A 20993-nucleotide genomic window follows, 5' to 3' on the forward strand; every position below is an offset into this window, starting at 1 on the left:
CGTCCCCGCTCCTCAGCCGAGGAACGACAGCCGAACCTGCCGTTCGGGGTTGTCCCGATTCGTGTCGACCAGGCACACCGACTGCCACGTCCCCAGCTCCAGACGGCCCCCCAGTACCGGCAGCGTGGCGTGCGGGGGCACGATCGCCGGGAGGACGTGGTCGCGGCCGTGGCCGGGGCTGCCGTGGCGGTGCTGCCAGCGGTCGTCCGCGGGGAGGAGGGCGTGGAGGGCGGCGAGCAGGTCGTCGTCGCTGCCGGCACCCGTTTCGATCAGGGCAACGCCGGCTGTCGCGTGGGGCACGAAGACGTTGAGCAGGCCGTCGCGACCGCCCGCGACCTCGCGGAGGAAGGCCTCGCATTCACGGGTGAGGTCGACGACCCTCTCCCTGGATCCGGAGGCGATGTTCAGTACACGGCTGGTGAAGGCATCGGACATGGACCAATCCTCGCCGATCCCCCGCCCACCAGGACACCTCACTCGCCCGACCCGTGATACCCGAGGTCCACTCCGCGAGACGCCATTGACCGTACGCGGCCAGGCTGACTACTTTCAGCCGCATGTTGCGTTCAGTCATGCTCACCACGCGCGGTCACATCGACCTGCTGCGGGTGGCCTCCGCCGCGTGTCGCCGCGGACACTGACGCCCTTTCACCCGATTCACCTCTCCAGCGCCTCAGCGCAAGCACACCCCCGCCGTCCGCGCGCCCGTCTGATCTGAGCCGGACGCCGGGACGCTGACGCGCGCCCCGCCCCTCGCGCACCCCGTGCACCCCCGCATCTCTCCTGCGGGCGCCCTCCGTCGCTCTCCTGCCGTGGAGCCCTCATGAGCATCAGCCATGCCCCGCCGGACTCTCATGGACCCGACATTCCGGGAATATCAGAGCTCGCTGACCCCAAGTCCAGTGACCCCAAGTCCAGTGACGCCAGGTCCAGTGACCTCAAGTCCAGCGACACCACGTCCACCGACCACACCCTGCCCGAGCTCGAACCCATCGTCCCCGCCTCGACCCGTCGCACCCGAGTCCCCCGCTGGCTGCGCCGCACCTCCGGTCCCGTACTGCTGCTCGCCCTGTGGCAAGTCCTCAGCAGTACGGGTGTGTTGACGGCCGACGTCCTGGCCTCGCCCGGCACCATCGCGCGGGTGGCGAGCGATCTGGTCTCCGACGGGTCGCTGACGAACGCGATGGGTGTCTCGCTCCAGCGCGTCGCGGTGGGGCTCCTGCTCGGCACCGTCGTCGGCACCGGACTCGCCCTGGTCTCGGGCCTGTTCAGGATCGGCGAGGACCTCGTCGACGCGAGCGTCCAGATGCTGCGGACCGTGCCGTTCGTCGGCCTGATCCCGCTGTTCATCATCTGGTTCGGCATCGGCGAGGCCCCGAAGGTCGCGATCATCACGCTGGGCGTGTCCTTCCCGCTCTACCTCAACGTGTACGCGGGCATCCGCGGCGTCGACTCCCAGCTGATCGAGGCCGGCGAGTCCCTGGGCCTGTCCCGCTGGGGGCTCGTACGGCATGTCGTCCTGCCGGGCGCCCTCCCCGGTGCCATGACCGGTCTGCGCTACTCGCTCGGCATCGCCTGGCTGGCGCTCGTCTTCGCCGAGCAGATCAACGCGGACGCCGGTATCGGCTTTCTGATGGTCCAGGCGCGGGACTTCCTGCGTACCGACGTGATCGTGGTCTGCCTGATCGTCTACGCCTTCCTCGGCCTGCTCGCCGACTTCATCGTCCGCTCCCTCGAAAGGCTGCTGCTGCAATGGCGACCGACGTTCACCGGCCGGTGACCACCGAGAAGGTCACGACCGCCCCCGCCGCGCCCGCCCCCTCCTCGGTGGTACGCGTCGAAGGCCTGACCCGCTCCTTCGACGGCCGCGCCGTCATCAACAACCTCCAACTCGACGTCAGGCCGGGCGAGTTCGTGGCCCTCCTCGGTCGCAGCGGCTGCGGCAAGTCCACCCTCCTGCGCATCCTCGCCGGGCTCGACCGCGACATCGAGGGCACGGTCCTCGTGCCGCGCCGCAAGGCCGTCGCCTTCCAGGCACCCCGGCTGATGCCGTGGAAGAAGGTGTGGCGCAACGTCCTGCTCGGACTGCCCGGCAAGCCCGAACGAGCCGTCGCCGAGCAGGCGTTGACCGAGGTCGGCCTCACCGACCGCGCCGACGCCTGGCCCAAGACCCTCTCCGGCGGGGAGGCCCAACGTGCCTCACTGGCCCGCGCGTTGGTGCGCGAACCCGATCTGCTGCTGCTCGACGAGCCGTTCGGCGCGCTCGACGCGCTGACCCGGATCAAGGCGCAGCGGCTCGTCGGCGAGCTGTGGCAACGGCGGGGCTGCGCCGTGCTCCTGGTCACGCACGACGTCGAGGAGGCGGTGCTGCTGGCCGACCGCGTCCTCGTGATGGACGACGGCGTCATCGCGTACGAGACCGAGGTCGAGCTCGACCGTCCGCGGGACATCACCGACCCGCGTTTCGCCGAACTGCGCGCCGGGCTGCTGGAGCGGCTGGGCGTCGACACCGCCGCCGAAGCCGCCTGAACCTCCCCTACAAACAGCTCAGTTACGCCGCCACCCTCACCTGAACACCCACCGAACGGAATCATCATGCGACGACACCTCGTCCCCGCCGCCCTGCTCCTCCCCCTGGCCCTGCTGGCCGCGGCCTGCGGCGGGAACTCGTCGGCCAATACCTCGACGGGCGACGGAACCGACGGGAAGGGATCGCTCACCCTCAACGTCGGTGACCAGAAGGGCGGTTCGGAAGCGGTGCTGCGGGCCGCCGGAGAACTCAAGAACCTCAACTACAAGATCAAGTGGTCGACGTTCACATCCGGCCCGCCACTCCTGGAGGCGGTCAACGCCAAAGCCGTCGACATCGGCGGCGTCGGCAACACCCCGCCGGTCTTCGCCGCCGGGGCCGACTCCAAGATCACCGCCGTCGCGGCCTACCGGGGCAGGTCCAAGGGAGACGTGATCCTCGTTCCCAAGGGCTCGAAGCTGAAGAAGACCGAGGAGCTGAAGGGCAAGTCGGTCGCGGTGGCGCAGGGTTCGTCCGCGCACTACCAGCTGGTCGCCTCGCTCAAGGCGGCCGGGCTGACGCTGGGCGACGTCAAGGTGAAGTACCTCCAGCCCGCCGACGCCCTGGCCGCGTTCACCTCCGGCAAGGTCGACGCGTGGGCGGTCTGGGACCCGTACACCTCCCAGGTGCTGCAGGCCGAGCAGGGCACGGTCCTGACGGACGGCGACGACGTGGTCAACGGGCTCACCTTCCAGGTGGCGGCGCCCGGAGCGCTCAAGGACAAGAAGAAGGCCGCGGCGATCCGCGACTACCTGGACCGGCTGCGGCGGGCGCAGGACTGGGTCTATGAGCACCCCGAGGAGTGGGCCAAGGTCTGGGCGAAGGACACCGGGCTGCCCTACGAGGTGGCGCTGGCCTCGGTGAAGCGGACCAACGCGACCAGGGTCCCGGTGGCCATCGACAAGCCGCTCATCGCCTCCGAGCAGGAGATCGCGGACACGTTCACCGACCTGAAGCTCATCCCCCGCAAGGTCGACTTCGGCGACTTCGTGGACACCCGCTTCAACGGCGACCTGCCGCCGTCCACCACCACTCCCCGCCCCTCGAAGGAGTCGTGACGTCATGACCGTGCATCTGCACTGGTTCCTGCCGACGGGCGGCGACGGCCGCACCCTGGTGGACCGGCACGCATACGCGGCCAACCCCGTCGACCGCACCCGGCCGGTCAGCGGGGTGCGTGCGCCCGACATCGAGTATCTGGCCCAACTCGCCAAGGCCGCGGAGCAGTTGGGCTTCGAGGCGGTGCTCACGCCTACCGGTACGTGGTGCGAGGACGCCTGGCTGACGACCGTGGCGCTGGCCCAGCACACCGAGCGGCTGAAGTTCCTGGTGGCGTTCCGGCCGGGCGTCATCTCGCCGACGCTCGCCGCCCAGATGGCGGCCACGTACCAGCGCATCACCCGGGGCCGGCTGCTCCTGAACGTCGTCACCGGCGGCGACTCCACCGAGCAGCGCCGCTTCGGCGACCGACTCGGCCACGACCAGCGGTACGCGCGCACGGACGAGTTCCTGTCCGTCGTACGCGGGGTGTGGCGCGGGCAGCCGTACGACTTCGACGGGGCGCACTACCAGGTCGAGGGCGGGCTGACCGCGCTGCCGCCGGATCCGCTGCCGGAGATCTTCTTCGGCGGCTCCTCGGCAGCCGCGGGACCGGTCGCCGCGCGGCACGCGGATGTGTATCTGACCTGGGGAGAGCCGCCGGAGCAGGTCAAGGAGAAGATCGACTGGATCCGCTCGCTCGCCGAGCGCGAGGGGCGTACGGTCCGCTTCGGCATCCGGCTGCACACGATCTCGCGGGATTCGTCGGCCGAGGCGTGGCGGACGGCCGGCCGTCTGCTCGACGACCTCGATCCGGAGTCCATCGCCGCCGCGCAGGCGGCGCTCGGCCGCAGCGAGTCCGTCGGCCAGCAGCGCATGCTCGCACTGCACGGCGGCTCCTCCGACCAGTTGGAGATCTCCCCGAATCTGTGGGCGGGCGTGGGTCTCGTGCGCGGTGGCGCCGGTACGGCGCTCGTCGGCAGCCACGCCGAGGTCGCCGACCGGATCGAGGAGTACCACGCACTGGGCGTCGAGCACTTCGTGCTGTCCGGGTATCCGCATCTGGAGGAGGCGTACTGGTTCGGGGAGGGGGTGATTCCCGAGCTTGCCGTGCGGGGGCTGTTGTCGCGTGTTCCCGCCTCTGGGGCGCCGATTCTGGTCGCCAGTGGTCGCTGAGCGCTCCGTCGAGCGTTTAGCCGGGAGTGCCGGTCGCCAGGTGCGGGCCGTTCCTTGTCTGCGGGCCGACCGTGGCTGGTCGCGCAGCTTCCCGCGCCCTTTACGGGGCGTCCGCAGAGGCCGGGAAGATCCGTGCACGCGGCGGGGTTGGTAGAAGCGTGAACAATACCGGAGCGCAGGCGGGGACCGTGCGGGAAGTCGATGTCGTCGTGGTCGGCGCCGGGCAGGCCGGACTGTCCAGCGCCTATCACCTGCGGCGCACCGGCTTCGAGCCGGAGCGGGACTTCGTGGTCCTGGACCACGCTCCGCGGGCGGGCGGGGCGTGGCAGTTCCGGTGGCCGTCCCTCACGTACGGCAAGGTGCACGGAATGCACGCCCTGCCGGGCATGGAGCTGACGGACGCCGATCCGGCGCGGCCGTCCTCCGAGGTCATCGCGGAGTACTTCGACACCTACGAGCGCACCTTCGATCTGCGGGTGCGGCGGCCGGTCGACGTGAAGGCCGTGCGCGAGGGCGAGGGGGGCCGGCTGCTCGTCGAGACCTCCGACGGTACGTGGTCGACGCGCGCGCTGATCAACGCGACGGGCACCTGGGACCGGCCGTTCTGGCCGCGCTACCCGGGGCAGGACACCTTCCGGGGACGGCAGTTGCACACGGCCCAGTACCCGGGTCCCGAGGAGTTCGCCGGGCAGCGGGTCGTCGTGGTGGGCGGGGGCGCGTCCGGTACTCAGCATCTGCTGGAGATCGCGCCGTACGCGGCCGAGACCACCTGGGTGACGCGGCGACCGCCGGTGTTCCGCGAGGGTCCGTTCACCGAGGACGTGGGCCGGGAAGTGGTCGCACTGGTGGAGGAACGGGTCCGTCAGGGGCTGCCGCCGAAGAGTGTCGTGTCGGTGACCGGGCTGCCGCTCAACGACGCGATCCGGCAGGGCATCGAGGACGGCGTCCTGGACCGGCAGCCGATGTTCGACCGGATCACTCCCGACGGCTTGGAGTGGGACGACGGGCGGCGCGTGGCCGCCGACGTCATTCTCTGGGCGACCGGTTTCCGCGCCGCGATCGACCATCTGACGCCGCTGCGGCTGCGCGAGCCCGGCGGCGGCATCCGTGTCGAGGGGACCCGCGCGGTCGCCGATCCGCGGATCCATCTGGTCGGGTACGGGCCGTCGGCCAGCACGATCGGAGCCAACCGCGCCGGGCGCGCGGCGGTGCGGGACATCCGGCGGCTGCTGGCGGTCGCCCCGGACACCACCTCGACCGCCGCCCCGAATGTCACCTCGAACGCCACCTCGGAGGTCGTGCCGGTGGGGTGACGTCAGCCCGACTTCGCGGGCGCGCTCTTGTTGGTGCGGTTGAACTCCGCCACGTTCCTCCGGTGCTCCTCGTAGTCGGCGGTGAAGCGGGTGTCACCGGGCTTGACGGTGACGAAGTAGAGCCAGTCGCCCTGCGGCGGGGCGACCGCGGCGCGCATCGCCTCCTCGCCGGGGTTGGCGATGGGCGAGGGCGGCAGCCCCATCCGTACGTACGTGTTGTACGGGCTGTTGAGCCGCGTGTCGTTCTCGCTGGTGCGGAGGGTGTTGCGGTTCAGCGCGTAGTTGATCGTGGAGTCCATCTGCAGCGGCATGCCCCGGTCGAGCCGGTTGTAGATCACGCGGGCCACCCTGCCCATGTCCTTCTTGGTGGCCGCTTCGGCCTGGACCATGCTCGCCACGGTGACGGTCTGATAGACGTTCATCGCGTTCCGCTCGGCCCCGGCCGTGACCGTCCCACCGCCGAACCGCTTGTTCGCGGTGTCGACCATGTACGTCAGCAGGGACACCGGGGTCGACTTCTTGTCGATGGGATACGTGGCCGGGAACAGATACCCCTCGGGGTTGCCGCTCGCGTCGTTCGGAAGCTTGAGGTTCGCCTTCTCCAGGGACTTCTTCGTGGTGCCCCCGGGCAGGGCGAGGACCTTGTCCACGGCCTCGTAGACCTGGCCGGCGCGCCAGCCCTCCGGGATCACCAGGGCGAGCGGCTCCTTCTTCTCGTCCGTGCTCAGCAGCGGCACCGCCACGGCGGTGGCCGCCACGACGGCGCCGGTCACGATGAGGGCGGTCCGGCCCCGGCTCGTCAGTCGAATCGTTCTCCGTGGCCGACTGGGCGGCGTGTAGATCTGCATGCGGGCACGGTAACCCGCATATCGCCACAATCTCGACATATAGTCATCTTGTTGGCTCCAGTTGGGCGTCTCTGCGGACCAGTGCGGCGTAGCGGCCCTCGCGCTCCAACAGCTCCTCGTGCGTGCCCCGTTCCGCCGGTCGCCCAGCGTCGAGGACCACGATCTGGTCGGCGCCCCGAATGGTGGACAGCCTGTGCGCGATGGTGAGGGTGGTCCGGTTGGCCGACAGGGCGTCGATGGCCTCCTGAACGGCGCGCTCGGTGCGGGTGTCCAGGGCGCTGGTCGCCTCGTCGAGGATCAGGACCGGCGGGTCCCGCAGGATGGTGCGGGCGATGGCCAGGCGCTGCTTCTCGCCGCCGGAGAACCGGTGTCCGCGCTCCCCCACCACCGTGTCGTACCCGTCGGGCAGCGACGCGATGTGGTCGTGGATCTGCGCGGCCTTCGCGGCCTCGTACAGCTGCTCGTCGGTGGCGTCCGGCTTGGCGAACCGCAGGTTCTCGGCGACCGTGGCGTGGAAGAGGTACGTCTCCTGGGAGACGACGCCGATCCCTCGGGCGAGGGTGTCGAAGTCCAGGTCGCGCACGTCCACCCCGTCGAGCGTGACGCGGCCGCCCGTGACGTCGTACAGACGCGGCACCAGATAGCTGAGCGTGGACTTGCCCGCGCCGGTCGCGCCGACGACGGCGAGGCTGCCGCCTGCGGGGACGGTGATGTCGATGCCGTCGAGGATGGGGCCGCTCTTGTCGTCGTAGCGGAACTCCACGCCCTCGAAGCGCACCTCTCCCTTGACCTGGTCGAGGCGGATCGGGTCCTCGGGCTCGGTGATGTCGATGGGCAGGTCGAGGTACTCGAAGATGCGCTGGAACAGGGCGAGCGAGGTCTGGATCTGGACGCCGGTGGAGAGCAGGCTCACGGTCGGCCGGAAGAGGCCCTGCTGGAGCGAGACGAAGGCGACGAGCGTGCCGATGGAGATGGCGGGTCCGCCGAACTGGAGGGCTATGCCCGCGGTCCAGTAGATGACGGCCGGCATGGCGGCCATGACGATCCCAATGACGGCCATCCGCCAGCGGCCCGCCATGTTCGACCGGACCTCCAGGTCGACGAGGCCCTCGGACTCGTCGGCGAAGGAGCGGGTGAGCGAGTCCGAGCGGCCCATCGTGCGGCCGAGCAGGATGCCGCTGACGGAGAGCGACTCGGTGACGGTGGCGGCCATGGCGGCCATCTGCTTCTGGCGCTCGGTGGTGATCTTCTTGCGTTCGTTGCCGACGCGGCGGCTGATCCACACGAACACCGGCAGCAGGAGCAGCGAGACGACGGTCAGCCGCCAGTCCAGGGCGATCATCGCGACGATCGTGGCGATGACGCTGGTGAGGTTCGAGACGAGCGAGGTGGCGGTCGAGGTGACCGTGGCCTGCATGCCGCCGATGTCGTTCGCGATGCGGGACTGGACCTCGCCGGTGCGGGTCCTGGTGAAGAAGGCGAGCGACATGCGCTGCAGCCGGCCGTAGACGGCGGTGCGCAGGTCGTGCATGACGCGCTGGCCGACCGTCGTGGAGATGAGGGTCTGCAGGACTCCGAAGACACCACCGAGGACGGCACTGAGGATCATGCCGAGCGCGAGCAGGCTCAGCAGGCCTGTGCGGCCCTGCGGGATCGCGGTGTCGAGGATCTCTTTCAGCAGGAAGGGCGTGGCGACCGAGACCAGGGACGCGGCGCCCACGAGGAGGCCTACGACGGCCAGCCGGCCGCGGTAGGGACGGAAGAGCTTGAGAATGCGGCGCACCTGCCGGGGTTGTCCTTCCTCGACAGGTGGCGGTGTCCAGTTGATGTCGTCGCGGGGCATGGGCTCCTACGGAGGGTGAGAGAACGATGACTGACGGAGCATAGCTCATTGTTACCTATACTCACAATGAACGAGGTCCTGATATTGTTCCCGTCATGGACACCCCAGACGCCGACGGCCTGCTCGCCGAGCAGCTGCTGCGGTTGACCCGCCGTGTGCACCGCATCCAGAAGCGTCAGCTGGAGAAGCGCGGGCTCGGCATCACTCCGGCGCAGTCCCGGCTCCTGCGCACCCTCGCGCACTACGGCTCGCCGCCGCGCATGGCCGACCTGGCCGAGCGGCTGGAGGTGGTGCCCCGGGCCGTGACGACGCTGGTCGACGGCCTGGAGGCGAGCGGCAAGGTGCGTCGCGTACCGGACCCCACCAACCGCCGGGTGATCCGCATCGAGCTGACGGACGACGGCCGCGGGGCCCTGCGCGAGCTGCGCGCCGCGCGGCGGACCGCGGCGGAGGACATCCTGGCGCCGCTCTCGGACGACCAGCGCAAGGTCCTCGGGGGGCTGCTGGACACGTTGGTGGACGGAATGGGCGCGGTGGAGCCGCCCAGGCGCGACTGCTGAACGGGGTGGTGCCGGCGGGGGCGACCGGGAGGCGCGCCGACAGGAGTGAGGGGCCCGCTCCCGCTGCGGACCGCGGGTCGACGCATGCCCCGCTCCACCACCGGGCCGGGTTGGCGACGGCCCCGCGCCTCCCACTCGCACACGCACACGCACACGCACACGGAAGTCCAAAGACCCAGCCCCGGAAGTCCAACTCCCTGGCCACTTCGGCCCCTTGCGACCCGGTCGGCCCCCTAGGAGGGTGACAGCGCGCCGAACCCGCGCCCACCCACCGAGGAGGTCCGATGCACGACGAGCACGCGACACCGGAACCCGACGAGAACCCCGAGGGCTACTCCCGACGCTCGGTCCTGCGCACGGCCGGAGCCGCCGGAGCGGGTCTGGGGATCGGCGCGCTCGCGGGTGGGGGCACGGCTCACGCGGCCGAGCCCGGGACGGCGGCGGAGGCCGCACCCGGCGCTGCTCCCGGGGCCGCGGCGGAAGCCGAGCCCGCCGTTCCCGCCGCGAAGGGCAGAACCATGATCGGCGTGCCCTTCGAGGGGCGCGGCACGGTACGGGTGGGGATCATCGGGCTCGGCAACCGTGGCAACGGCATGATCGACCTGTTCCTCGCTCTCGACGGAGTCCGCGTCGTCGCGCTGTGCGACCCGGTCAAGGACAAGACCGCGAGCGCCGCGGCCAAGGTGGTGGCCGCGGGACAGCCCGCCCCGGCGACGTACACGAAGGGTGATCACGACTTCGTCGGACTGTGCGAGCGCGGCGACCTCGACTTCGTGTACGTGGCGACGCCCTGGGACTGGCACTTCGAGATGGCGAAGACGGCGATGCTCAGCGGCAAGCACGTCGGCGTGGAGTGTCCGATCGCGATGCGGCTCGACCAGCTCTGGGAACTGGTCGACCTCTCCGAGCGCACCCGCAGACACTGCATGCAGTTGGAGAACTGCTGCTACGGCAGGAACGAGATGCGGGTCCTGCGCATGGCGCACGCCGGGAAGTTCGGCCGGCTGCTGCACGGCGCCGGCGCCTACAACCACGATCTGCGCGGCCTGATGTTCGACCCGGACTACTACGAGGGCCCCTGGCGGCGGCTATGGCACACCCGGCTGCGCGGCGACCTCTACCCGAACCACGGCTTCGGGCCCGTCGCCAACTACATGGACGTCAACCGCGGTGACCGTGTCACGCACGTCTCCAGCTTCGGCACGCCCTCGCTCGGACTCGCCGAGTACCGGGCGGCGAACATGCCGCCGGGCGACCCGAGCTGGAAGGAGACGTACATCGAGAGCGACCGGACCATCAGCCTCGTACAGACCGCGAAGGGACGGGTGATCCGGCTCGAACACGATGTGTCGACGCCACATCCCTACTCGCGGATCAACAGTCTCGGCGGCACGAAGGGTGTCTTCGAGGACTACCCGGAGCGGATTTACATAGAGCCGGACCACACAGATGACGCCTGGGGCGACTTCGGGGCGTATGCCGACTGGGACCACTGGTTGTGGAAGGAGCACGCCAACCCGCCCGGCGGACACGGCGGGATGGACTACATCATGCTGTTCCGGCTGATGCAGTGCATGCGACTCGGGCTCGTCCCGGACTTCGACGTGTACGACGCCGCCACCTGGACCGCGCCGGTGCCGCTGAGCCATGCCTCGATCAAGGCGCACGGGGCACCGCAGGCGATCCCGGACTTCACGCGCGGGCTGTGGAAGAAGGAGCGGCCGGGGGTGGACTCGCAGAAGCCGCAGGGGTGACCGGGCGGGCGTGACCCCCGGTGCGGGTCCTCCTGGAGGCCTTCGAGAGTCTTGCGGGGCCTCCGGGATGGGAGGCGTGGGGCCCGGCGTCGAGCGGATGCGCCGGGCCCCGGCGCTCAACTCACTTCGCCCGCGGGCTCCTTGGTCAACGATGCCTTGGACCCCGCGAGTTCCTCCGCCGTGTCCGCAGGCTCCTCGCTCGCGGCCGCCTTCGGGTCACCGCCGGCGGGCGTCAGGTCCTCCTCCACGAACGCGATCTCGCCGTCGAGCATCTTCTTCGCCCGGTCCATGTCCAGCGCGCCCTCCCAGCGGGAGACGGCGAAGACGGCGACGCAGTTGCCGAGCAGGTTGGTGACGACGCGCATCGAGTCCATGATGCGGTCGACGCCGAGCAGCAGCGCGACGGCCCCTGCGGGGATGGCGCCGAGCGAGGAGGCGGTCGCCGACAGGGCGAGGAAGGCCGAACCGGGGATGCCGGCCATGCCCTTGCTGGTCAGCATGAGCACCAGGATCACGGTGACCTGCTGGCTCAGGCTGAGGTCGACACCCACGGCCTGCGCGATGAACAGGGTGCCGATGGAGAGGTAGATCGAGGCGCCGTCGAGGTTGAAGGAGTACCCCGTCGGCAGCACCAGACCCACCGCGTCGTCACGGGCGCCCGCCTGACGCAGCTTCTGCATCATGCGGGGCATGACCGTCTCGCTGGACGCCGTGCCGAGCGCGAGCAGCAACTCCGCGCGCGTGTAGCGGACGAACTTCCACAGGCTCAGCCCGGTGACCAGCTTCAACGCGACCGCGAGCAGCACGAGGAAGACCATCGCCACGGCGTAGCAGAGAACGATGAGCTTGCCGTACGTCTTCATGACCCCGAGGCCGTACTCGCCCACCAGGTGGACCATCGCGCCGAAGACGGCGAGCGGGGCGAGCTTCATGACGAAGCCGACGATCGCGAAGATGATCTCCTGGGCCTGCTCGATGGCGGGCAGGATCGCGGGCACCTTGGTGTGGCCGAGGTGGAGCAGCGCCGCGCCCGTGAGGCAGGCCAGCACCAGGACCTGCAGCAGCGAGTTCTCGGCGAAGGCGCCGACCGCGCTCTGCGGCAACGCGTTGAGGATGAACTCGGTGGTCGTCGGCAACGCGCCACCGGCGGTCTTGTCGTCGACCGCCGAGGCGTCGAGCTTCGACGGGTCGACGTTCATGCCCGACCCGGGGGCGAAGACGTTGGCGGCGATCAGGCCGATGAGCAGCGCGGCGGTGGAGGCGATCTCGAACCAGATCAGGGCCTTGAGCCCGATCCGGCCGAAGGCCTTCAGGTTGCCGGCCTTGGCGATGCCGACGACGACCACACAGAACACGAGCGGCGAGATCACCGTCTTGATGAGACGCACGAAACCGTCGCCGAGCGGCTGGAAGGTCGTGGCCGTGTCCGGCCACAACCTTCCGACGACGATTCCGAGCACGAGCGCGCAGGCGACCTGCGCGAACAGTGAGGTACGCAAGATGCGTGCGACGCGTCGCGGGGACGGTACAGACGGCGGCACGGGCACTCCTCCAGGGGGACTTCTGGGATGCGGAAAGCGGATTCCGCGGTGATCACTATCGGGGGAGTTTGCTACCGCCGGAGACCTCGATGTGACATGCGTGTAAATCATCGAGGGATGTGGCACGTCCCACACTGGACCTTCAGCAGGCCACGCGGTCCTCGGTGAGCGTCCCCTGCACGGTCACCAGCGTCCGGTCGTGACAACCGCCCGAGCCGTAGAGCCGGTAGCGCTCACTGGTCGTGCCGACCGCGTGCCGCTGGTCGCGCGGCACGTTCGCCGTATACGTGGCGTCACCCGCGTAGCTGTCGTCGAGCCGGGACCACGCCGTGCGCCGGCCGCCTCGCGTCTCCTCGACCGCGGCCCGGTCCCCCAGCGACAGCACCGTACGCAGCCGGTCGCCCGCGCCGAGCGTCGTGGTGCCGTCCATGGTGTAGGTGCGGTGGGTCCGGGTCGACTTGGCGGGCCCGCGTCCGTCCACGGTGACTATCTCGTCGTCGGTCCAGGTCCCCTTCAGCGCGTCGGTGTTCTCGCCGTCCGTCCAGCGGTGCACAGAGGTGTTGGCCAGCCTGCGGTCGATGCTGGTCCTCACGCGACCGTGCGAGGTGTCGACGTACCCGGCCACGGTCAGCCGGTGCCCGGCCGCGGTGTCGAGACGGTGCTCCGAACCCGGTGTGTACGTGGAGGAGTTGTCGAGGTCTCCCGCCCTGTGCGCGGTGAGCTTCCCGGTGACCTGCTTGCTCTTCGCGTCCTGCCAGACGAGGACGTTCACCGGGGTGCTCCAGCCGGCCTGCCCCTCGGGAACGCCCACTACGGAGACGTCGATCCGGTGCGGACGACCGTCGTTGAGGAGCCCGGCGAACGGTGTCAGGTCGTACTCGACGGGCTTGATGTCGAAGGCGCGCGGGCCCGGAATCACATACCAGAGGAAGGGGTTGGACCAGCCTCCGGTCCAGACGGTCGGGAACGGCGCCGCGATGCCCGCGAGCCGGCCGTCGACCTTGATCTGCACCTCGCGGTAGGGGCCGTCGTCGGCCTTGCAGGAGTACGGCGCGGCGTCGGGCACCGTCAGATACCAGTACTCCTCGCAGCCGCCGCCCGACCCTGTGGCGTATACCTCGGCGACGATGCGTTCACTGTTGCGGGGCGTGGTGAGGGCGCCGTCCTGGAGGGTGAGTACGCGGTCGGGGGCCTTCTTCGCGGCGGGCTCGCCCTCGTGGAGAGCCGCGGCCGGCTCGCCCGCGTAGAAGGTGAGCGTGACCTTGACGTCGATGATGCCCGTGTAGGTGTCGTCCACGACGTTCCCGATGAGCATCTCGACGTTCTGGTTCTGCCGGAACGTGTCGCTGTAGCGCGTGACGTCCTTCTCCACCGACCACTCGATACCCTCGGGCGAGGGCTGCGGAGTGGACGTACGGAAGACCTCCACTCCGCCGATGTGCAGATGGCCGAGCCGGTCGAACTGCCGCCCCTTGACCTTCCCTTCGAGGCGCAGGACGACCTTGCTCCAGCGGTCGCCGCAGCCGCGCGGGGGCGCGTATGTGCCCTTGTAGGGCGTGAAGTCCTTGAACTGGGCCTCGGCGACGGTGACGTCGCAGGACTTGGTGTCCGGTCGGGTGACCGGCGGCGCGGCGGTGACCGGGTCGTGCCAGTCGGTGCCGAACTCGGCGGGCGTGTCGGCCGATTGCGCGGGGGCCGCCCCGAGGAGGGTGCTCGCCACGAGGGTCACCCCGGCGAGCATGGACATGATGATCCGTCTTCTCATGGGCGGTGTTCTACGGGGAGTTGGCCCGGGCCGCAATGCGTCCTCGGGTCATGACGGGCCCCCTCGACCGGATCGGTCCCCGTCAGTACGGTGATGCGACCGGTTGGCGGGGGGACGCTATGGATCGGGAACGGGACGACGCGCCGCGCGAGTTACCGAGTTTCGCCCTTGGTCCGGTGGCGGGCCTGGCGGCCGTTCTCGCCACCGTACTGACCGCGCTGTCCGGCCGATACGGGTACCACCGCGACGAGTTGTACTTCCTCGCGGCGGGTGACCATCCGGCCTGGGGGTATGTCGACCAGCCGCCGCTGACGCCGTTCCTCGCGCGGGCTGCCACCGCGCTCTTCGGGGACTCGACCGTCGCATTGCGGGTCCCGGCGACGCTCGCCTTCGTGGCCGCCGTCCTCGTGGTCACCCTCGTGGCACGGGAGTTGGGCGGTGACCGCAGGACACAGGTGGTCGCGGCGGGGCTCGCGGGCGTGTCCGCACAGCCGTTGGCGGTCGGGCACCTGCTCTCGACCGCCGGCTTCGACCTGCTGGCGTGGCTGCTGATCTGCTGGCTGGTACTGCGCCTGCTGCGCACCGGTGACGGGCGCTGGTGGCTCGCGATCGGCCTGTGCGTCGGGGTCGGTCTGCTGAACAAGTACCTCGTGGCGCTGCTGGTCGTCGCACTGCTCGCGGGCGTGCTCGCCGTGGGTCCGCGGCGGGTGCTGCGCAGCCCGTGGCTGCTCGCCGGCGCGGCCGTGGCCCTCGCGGTGGCGGCGCCCAATCTGTGGTGGCAGGCGGATCACGACTGGCCTCAGCTGACGGTCGCGGAGGGGATCGGCACGGACGACGGGACCGAGAACCGGATCCTGTTCGTGCCCGAGCAACTCATCTATCTGTCCCCGCTGTTCGTGCCGGTGTGGGTCGCCGGCTGGCTGCGGCTCTGGCGCGATCCGGCCCTGCGGTGGGCTCGTCCGACAGCGGTCGCGTACCCCCTGTTGTGTGTGCTGGTCGTGGCGCTGGGCGGCAAGGGGTATTACGTCGTTCCGCTGCTGATCGTGCTGCTCGTGGCGGGCTGCGAGCCGGCTCTGGCCTGGACGCGGCGGCACGGCCGTACGTGGCCGGTGGTGGCCGTGCTCGTGACCGTCGCGGTCAACGCGATGGTCACCCTGCCCGTGCTGCCGCCGAGTTCGCTCGCCGTGCCGATGGCGCTCAACAAGGAGCAGGGCGAGCAGGTGGGCTGGCCCGCGCTCGCCGACGCGGCTGCGAAGGGCTGGTCCGCGATTCCCGCGAGCGAGCGGGCGCGTGCCGTGGTCTTCACGCAGAACTACGGCGAGGCGGGCGCCCTGGACCGCTACGGACCCGCGCGCGGGCTGCCTCGGCCCTACTCCGGCCATATGAGCTACGCCGACTGGGGCCCTCCGGCGGACTCGGCCGACGGACCGGTGCTCGTCGTCCGGCAGGAGGACGCGGACGGCATCGAGCGGTACTTCACCGACTGCCGTCGGGTCGCGCGCGTGGACAACGGCCACGGGGTGGAGAACGAGGAGCAGGGCGCGGCCGTGGTGTTGTGCTCGGGGACGACGCGGCCGTGGTCGCGGCTGTGGCCGTCTCTTCGCCACTACTACTGAGGGCGCGCGGATACTTCCCGAGCGCCCTCAGTAGTAAGGGCTCGCAGAGAGCTGCTGAGGGCGCGCGGTGGCCGGTGACGGGCGGTCAGGCGGCCTTGAGGTTCGCCTTGTCGCCCATCACCACGACCGGTTTCTGGTCCGGGTCGAGGGTGCGCAACAGGTACTCCATGCCGGACTTGGGCAGGCTCACGCAGGCCGACGTACCGCTGCCGTGGTCCATGTGCAGCCAGATGCTGCCGCCCTTGGACTGGCCCTGGGGACGGGTCGGGTCGTTCGGTGAGGTGCCCTTGACTCGGTTGTAGTCGATGGCGATGACGTAGTCGAAGTCGTTCCAGTGCGACTTGGCCCAGTAGTGCGGGGCCTGGAAGCCCGCCGACTCGGTGTACGGAAGCTTGGCACCGGGGTCGGTGAGGACGCCGCCCGCGTCGCTGAGCGTGAAGACCCCGACGGGGCTGCGCTTGTCGTTCTCGCGGTGGTTGGTCGTCCAGCCCTTCTTGCCGTTGTGGCCCTTCCAGCTGCGGGTCTTGTCCCAGGTGGAGCCGGACTTGGTGTAGAGGACGATCGTGGAGTCCGCCGAGTTCTCGCCCTCTCCGTAGACGGCGACGACCTGCCGGGAGTCCGAGGGGATCTGCTTCCGCAGCTTGTCCCCGACGTCCGGGATCGTCTTGAGGTCGACGGTGCGCGCCTGCCCGGACCCGGTCCCGCCGTCCGCCTGCCCGTCGCTCTTCTTCCCGCTCCCGCCGTCCGAACCGCCGCACGCCGCCAGGGACATCAGAAGAGCACCGGACACCACGGCCACGGCCGTCGTGCGCATCGCACCGCCTGTTCGCGTCGCACCGCCTATTCGCATCGGTCCATCGTCGCACCACGATCCGGACGATTGCGTCCGGCCCCACGGCTTCCGGTCGATATGCGGGCGGTCCGGGCCGAATCTTTGCCTCGCGGCGGAAAACCGTTTGCCTGCGGACACGCTGTGACGCGAACCTTTCACGGTTTGTTGCCTCCCCCACTCCGTTCAACGAGCCCCCTGGGACGTCATGCAGATTCAAGACCTTCCGTATCCCGACCCGGGTGTGCCCGACGCACGCTCGGGGCCCCGGTTCCTGGTGTGGCTCGGCCGGAATCAGCTCGGCGGACAGGCGAAGGCCCTGGCCTGGGGTCTGCTGCACTTCCTGTCCGTGTCCGGACTGCCCTTCTGTGTGGGCTTCGCCGTCCAGTCGGTCGTGGACCGCTCCGGTGCGCGGCTCGGCATGGCGGGCGGGCTGATCGCGCTGTGCGGGCTCGGCATCGCGCTGGGCGACACCATGCTCCACCGGGCCGCGGTCACCAACTGGATCACCGCTGCCGCGCGCGTCCAGCAGCTCCTGGCGCGCAGGACCGCTTTGCTGGGCTCCGCGCTGACGCGGCGCGTGGCGGCCGGTGAGATCGTCGCGGTCTCGACCGGTGACGTGGAGAAGATCGGCTGGTTCGTGGAGGCCGTGTCGCGGTTCACCGCTGCCGCGGTCACCATCGTGCTCGTCTGTGTCGCCCTGGTCGTCTACCAGCCGGCGCTCGGGGTCGTCGTCGCCGTGGGCGTGCCCGTCCTGGCGCTCGCGGTGCTGCCGCTGCTGCCCCGGGCGACCCGGCGTGCCGACTTCCAGCGCGAGAAGGCGGGACACGCCACCGAGCTCGCCTCGGACACCGTCGCGGGTCTGCGCGTGCTGCGTGGCATCGGCGGCGAGGAGCTGTTCCTCGACCGCTACCGGCGCGCCTCGCAGGAGGTCCGGCACGCGGCCGTGCGCAGCGCCCGTATGTGGGCGCTGATCTCCGCGATCCAGGTACTGCTGCCCGGACTGCTGCTGATCGTCGTCGTCTGGCACGGCGTGAACCTGGCCCGCGAGGGCCGGATCACCGTCGGCCAACTGGTCACCGTGTACAGCGCCGTCATGCTCCTCACCTATCCGCTCCGTCACTTCGAGGAGATCGCGATGGCCTACTCCTTCTCCCGGCCGTCCGCGAAACGCGCCGCCCGGGTGCTGTCGCTGGAGCGCGCGACGGACGGCGAGGGCTCGCGCGAGGCCGTCGTACCGGCCGGTGACCTGTACGACCCTGCGACCGGGCTGCTCGCGCCCAGCGGACGGCTCACCGCGGTGGTGTGCGGTGACCCGGACGCGGCGGGTGTGCTGGCCGAGCGCCTCGGCGGTCACGCGGCGGACTCCTCGGAGCTGCCGTCGGCGCTGGTCGGCGGCGTGCCGCTGGACGAGCTTCCGCTCGACTCCGCGCGCAGCGCCGTCCTCGTCCAGGACAAGGACCCGGTGCTGCTCTCCGGCACCCTGCGGGAACTGCTCGACGTGCCCGCCTCCGGGGACGTCAGCGCCGAGGAGGCACTGGCCGCCGCGCAGTGCGGCGATGTCCTGGACGCGCTCGCCCAGGGGTCGCTGGACGCCGCCGACCCGATGGACGCCCGGATCACCGAACGTGGCCGCTCCCTGTCGGGCGGCCAGCGCCAGCGTCTCGCGCTGGCCCGGTCGCTGATCACGGACCCGGAGGTGCTCGTCCTGGACGAGCCGACGTCCGCTGTCGACTCGCACACCGAGGCACGCATCGCCGACGGCGTCCGCTCCCTGCGCCAGGGCCGCACGACGGTGGTGTTCACCTCGTCGCCGCTGCTCCTGGACCACGCGGACCGGGTCGTACTCGTCCACGAAGGCGAGGTCGCGGCGGTCGGCGTGCACCGCGAGCTGCTGCACAGCGAGCCCCGGTACCGGGCCGTGGTGACCCGTGAGACCGACGAAGAGGCCGCTTCACACGAACTGGGCCGCCTGCGAGAACTGGAAGAAATCGAGGAGACCGCATGATCGGCGTGGCGCCACCGGCCTACGACCCGGCGGCCCCGACGACCGCAGAGACCCTGCCCGTCGGCGCCCCCGCGACCGTACGCGCCTACGTGGCCGAACTGTTCCAACGGCACCGCCGGGCCTTCCTGCTGCTCATCACCGTCAACACGGTCGCCGTCATCGCCTCGATGGTGGGCCCCTACCTGCTGGGCTCGCTCGTCCAGCGCGTCTCCGACGGCACGGCGGCGGCACGCGAGCTGCACATGGAGCGCACCGCCGCGCTGTTCGTCCTCGCCCTCGTCGTCCAGGCCGTGTTCGTACGCCAGGTACGGCTGCGGGGCGCGATGCTCGGCGAGCGGATGCTCGCCGACCTGCGCGAGGACTTCCTCGTACGGTCGGTGGGGCTGCCGCCGGGCGTTCTGGAGCGGGCCGGGACGGGCGATCTGCTGTCCCGGATCACCACGGACATCGACCGGCTGGCCAACGCCATGCGCGAGGCCGTGCCTCAGCTGGCCATCGGTGTGGTGTGGGTGGCGCTGCTGCTCGGCGGGCTCGCCGTGACCGCGCCGCCGCTCGCGCCCGCCGTGCTGGTCGCCGTCCCGATCCTGGTCGTCGGCTGCCGCTGGTACTTCAAGCGCGCTTCGTCCGGCTACCGCTCCGAGGCCGCCGGATACGCCGCCGTGGCCGCCGTGCTCTCGGAGACCGTGGACGCGGGCCGCACCATCGAGGCGCACCGCCTGAGCGAGCGGCGCATCGCACTGTCGGACCGGCGGGTCCAGGAGTGGACCGCCTGGGAGCGGTACACCCTGTGGCTGCGCTCGGTGCTCTTCCCGGTCATCAACCTCACCCACGTCACGGTCCTCGGCTCGGTCCTGATGATCGGCGGGTACTTCGTCCTCCAGGGCTGGATCGGGGTGGGCCAGCTGACGACGGGCGCCCTGATCGCGCAGATGCTCGTCGACCCGGTGGGCCTGATCCTGCGCTGGTACGACGAGCTCCAGGTGGCGCAGGTGTCGCTGGCCCGGCTGGTCGGCGTCCGCGACATCGAGCCGGACGCCGGTGACGCGTCGCTGACCCCCGACGGCCGGGACGTGCACGCCGACCAGGTTCACTTCGGCTACCGCGCGGGCGTCGACGTACTGCGCAAGGTCACCCTGGAGGTCGCACCGGGCACCCGGCTGGCCCTGGTCGGCCCGTCCGGCGCGGGCAAGTCCACCCTGGGCAGGCTGCTCGCCGGGATCTACGCACCCCGGACCGGCCGGATCACGCTTGGCGGCGCGGAACTGTCCCGGATGTCCGCCGAACGGGTCCGCTCCCATGTGGCCCTGGTCAACCAGGAACACCACGTGTTCGTGGGCGCCCTGCGCGACAACCTGCTCCTCGCCCGCACGGAGGCCGACGACGCCGAACTGTGGGCCGCCCTCGGCGCGGTCGACGCCGATGGCTGGGCGCGGGCGCTGGACGACGGTCTGGACACCGAGGTCGGCTCGGGCGGCCTTGCCCTCACCCCGGCGCAGGCGCAGCAGATCGCGCTGGCCCGGCTGGTGCTCGCCGATCCGCACACGCTGGTCCTGGACGAGGCCACCTCGCTCCTCGACCCGCGCGCGGCCCGGCATCTGGAGCGCTCCCTGGCACGCGTCCTGGACGGTCGCACGGTGGTCGCCATCGCCCACCGGCTGCACACCGCCCACGACGCGGACGTCATCGCGGTCGTCGAGAACGGCCGTATCAGCGAGCTGGGCAGCCATGATCAACTGGTCGCCGCGGACGGCGCGTACGCGGCACTGTGGCGGTCCTGGCACGGGTGAGCGGCACTGCCCCCGGCGTGAGCGGGTGCTGCCCCGGGCCGGCCTCTGTGCGGGTCGGCCGGGGCCTGCCGGGGTCAGCTCATGCGGGGGTCGGGGCCGCGCGGCGGCATGCTCCCAGCCCCGGCCCGCGCCCACCGCTGGTGAGTGGGCCGGAGTCCGTCGCCGGGCCCCGTGCCGTTGCGCGGTGTCGAAGAGGGGTGGAAGGGTGGATGTCGGCACCGGCTCGGGGAACGCCCGGGAACCGCCTGGTTCCGTGCGTTCCGTACGCCGTACAGGCGAGGCCTGGGCCGAGCGGCCCGCGCCCCCGCCACCGAACACGGTGACAGCAGGCCGGCCCGCACCACCT

General features: G+C 70.7%; 17 protein-coding genes. 11 read left to right on the forward strand and 6 right to left on the reverse strand.

The annotated features are described in order from the left end of the window. Positions 1 to 12: 12 nt before the first annotated feature. Positions 13 to 435, reverse strand: a complete 423-nt coding sequence (locus tag ACN20J_RS08310) for a secondary thiamine-phosphate synthase enzyme YjbQ (RefSeq protein WP_189843740.1) — start codon at positions 433 to 435, stop codon at positions 13 to 15. A 122-nt stretch (positions 436 to 557) separates the two neighbouring features. Between ACN20J_RS08310 and ACN20J_RS08315 the strand changes: the two genes are divergently transcribed. The 6 genes from ACN20J_RS08315 (at position 558) to ACN20J_RS08340 (ending at position 6096) form a co-directional block, all read left to right on the forward strand. After that, a complete protein-coding gene (locus ACN20J_RS08315; protein ID WP_353963658.1) occupies positions 558 to 641 on the forward strand; it encodes a putative leader peptide in 84 nt (27 codons plus the stop codon). Between the two features lie 182 nt (positions 642 to 823). After that, positions 824 to 1780 carry an ABC transporter permease gene (locus ACN20J_RS08320; RefSeq protein WP_189843741.1) on the forward strand — a complete coding sequence of 319 codons (957 nt, stop codon included), beginning with the start codon at positions 824 to 826 and terminating at the stop codon, positions 1778 to 1780. Continuing rightward, positions 1753 to 2529 (forward strand): ABC transporter ATP-binding protein, encoded by a 777-nt coding sequence (locus ACN20J_RS08325; RefSeq protein ID WP_189843742.1) that lies wholly within the window; start codon positions 1753 to 1755, stop codon positions 2527 to 2529. Before ACN20J_RS08320 ends, ACN20J_RS08325 begins: the two co-directional genes overlap by 28 nt. Positions 2530 to 2595: 66 nt before the next feature. Then, on the forward strand, positions 2596 to 3627 hold the full coding sequence (locus tag ACN20J_RS08330; RefSeq protein WP_189843743.1) for an ABC transporter substrate-binding protein: 1032 nt from the start codon (positions 2596 to 2598) through the stop codon (positions 3625 to 3627). A 4-nt stretch (positions 3628 to 3631) separates the two neighbouring features. Further along, the gene (locus tag ACN20J_RS08335; protein ID WP_419665628.1) at positions 3632 to 4783 is read left to right on the forward strand and encodes an LLM class flavin-dependent oxidoreductase; all 1152 of its coding nucleotides are present in this window, start codon (positions 3632 to 3634) and stop codon (positions 4781 to 4783) included. A gap of 188 nt (positions 4784 to 4971) precedes the next feature. After that, entirely contained in the window at positions 4972 to 6096 is a 1125-nt protein-coding gene (locus ACN20J_RS08340) for an NAD(P)-binding domain-containing protein (protein ID WP_419665629.1), read from the forward strand. Between the two features lie 2 nt (positions 6097 to 6098). Here the strand turns inward: ACN20J_RS08340 and mltG are convergent, their stop codons facing one another. Continuing rightward, positions 6099 to 6944 carry an endolytic transglycosylase MltG gene (gene mltG / locus ACN20J_RS08345; protein WP_189843745.1) on the reverse strand — a complete coding sequence of 282 codons (846 nt, stop codon included), beginning with the start codon at positions 6942 to 6944 and terminating at the stop codon, positions 6099 to 6101. 43 nt (positions 6945 to 6987) lie between these two features. Continuing rightward, on the reverse strand, positions 6988 to 8787 hold the full coding sequence (locus tag ACN20J_RS08350) for an ABC transporter ATP-binding protein (protein WP_419665630.1): 1800 nt from the start codon (positions 8785 to 8787) through the stop codon (positions 6988 to 6990). Between the two features lie 95 nt (positions 8788 to 8882). Between ACN20J_RS08350 and ACN20J_RS08355 the strand changes: the two genes are divergently transcribed. Next, on the forward strand, positions 8883 to 9347 hold the full coding sequence (locus ACN20J_RS08355) for a MarR family winged helix-turn-helix transcriptional regulator (RefSeq protein WP_189843747.1): 465 nt from the start codon (positions 8883 to 8885) through the stop codon (positions 9345 to 9347). 284 nt (positions 9348 to 9631) lie between these two features. Next, entirely contained in the window at positions 9632 to 11101 is a 1470-nt protein-coding gene (locus ACN20J_RS08360; protein ID WP_362295359.1) for a Gfo/Idh/MocA family protein, read from the forward strand. Between the two features lie 116 nt (positions 11102 to 11217). On the opposite strand, the gene ACN20J_RS08365 is transcribed toward ACN20J_RS08360, so the two are convergent. Then, positions 11218 to 12642 carry a cation:dicarboxylate symporter family transporter gene (locus tag ACN20J_RS08365; protein WP_419665631.1) on the reverse strand — a complete coding sequence of 475 codons (1425 nt, stop codon included), beginning with the start codon at positions 12640 to 12642 and terminating at the stop codon, positions 11218 to 11220. A 142-nt stretch (positions 12643 to 12784) separates the two neighbouring features. Continuing rightward, positions 12785 to 14407: a peptide-N4-asparagine amidase gene (locus ACN20J_RS08370; protein ID WP_419665632.1), complete on the reverse strand. Its 1623-nt coding sequence runs from the start codon at positions 14405 to 14407 to the stop codon at positions 12785 to 12787. A gap of 119 nt (positions 14408 to 14526) precedes the next feature. On the opposite strand from ACN20J_RS08370, the gene ACN20J_RS08375 reads away from it, so the two are divergent. Then, on the forward strand, positions 14527 to 16023 hold the full coding sequence (locus ACN20J_RS08375) for a glycosyltransferase family 39 protein (protein WP_419665633.1): 1497 nt from the start codon (positions 14527 to 14529) through the stop codon (positions 16021 to 16023). Positions 16024 to 16108: 85 nt separating this feature from the next. On the opposite strand, the gene ACN20J_RS08380 is transcribed toward ACN20J_RS08375, so the two are convergent. Beyond that, a complete protein-coding gene (locus ACN20J_RS08380; RefSeq protein WP_361908490.1) occupies positions 16109 to 16837 on the reverse strand; it encodes a hypothetical protein in 729 nt (242 codons plus the stop codon). A 223-nt stretch (positions 16838 to 17060) separates the two neighbouring features. Between ACN20J_RS08380 and ACN20J_RS08385 the strand changes: the two genes are divergently transcribed. Together ACN20J_RS08385 and ACN20J_RS08390 are read left to right on the forward strand one after the other, a co-directional pair. Beyond that, complete coding sequence (locus tag ACN20J_RS08385) at positions 17061 to 18860, forward strand: ABC transporter transmembrane domain-containing protein (RefSeq protein WP_419665634.1); 1800 nt, start codon at positions 17061 to 17063, stop codon at positions 18858 to 18860. Beyond that, complete coding sequence (locus ACN20J_RS08390; protein WP_419665635.1) at positions 18857 to 20647, forward strand: ABC transporter ATP-binding protein; 1791 nt, start codon at positions 18857 to 18859, stop codon at positions 20645 to 20647. Before ACN20J_RS08385 ends, ACN20J_RS08390 begins: the two co-directional genes overlap by 4 nt. Positions 20648 to 20993: the final 346 nt, after the last annotated feature.

It is taken from the genome of Streptomyces sp. 2-1 (assembly GCF_048564895.1).
GTDB lineage: Bacteria > Actinomycetota > Actinomycetes > Streptomycetales > Streptomycetaceae > Streptomyces > Streptomyces phaeochromogenes.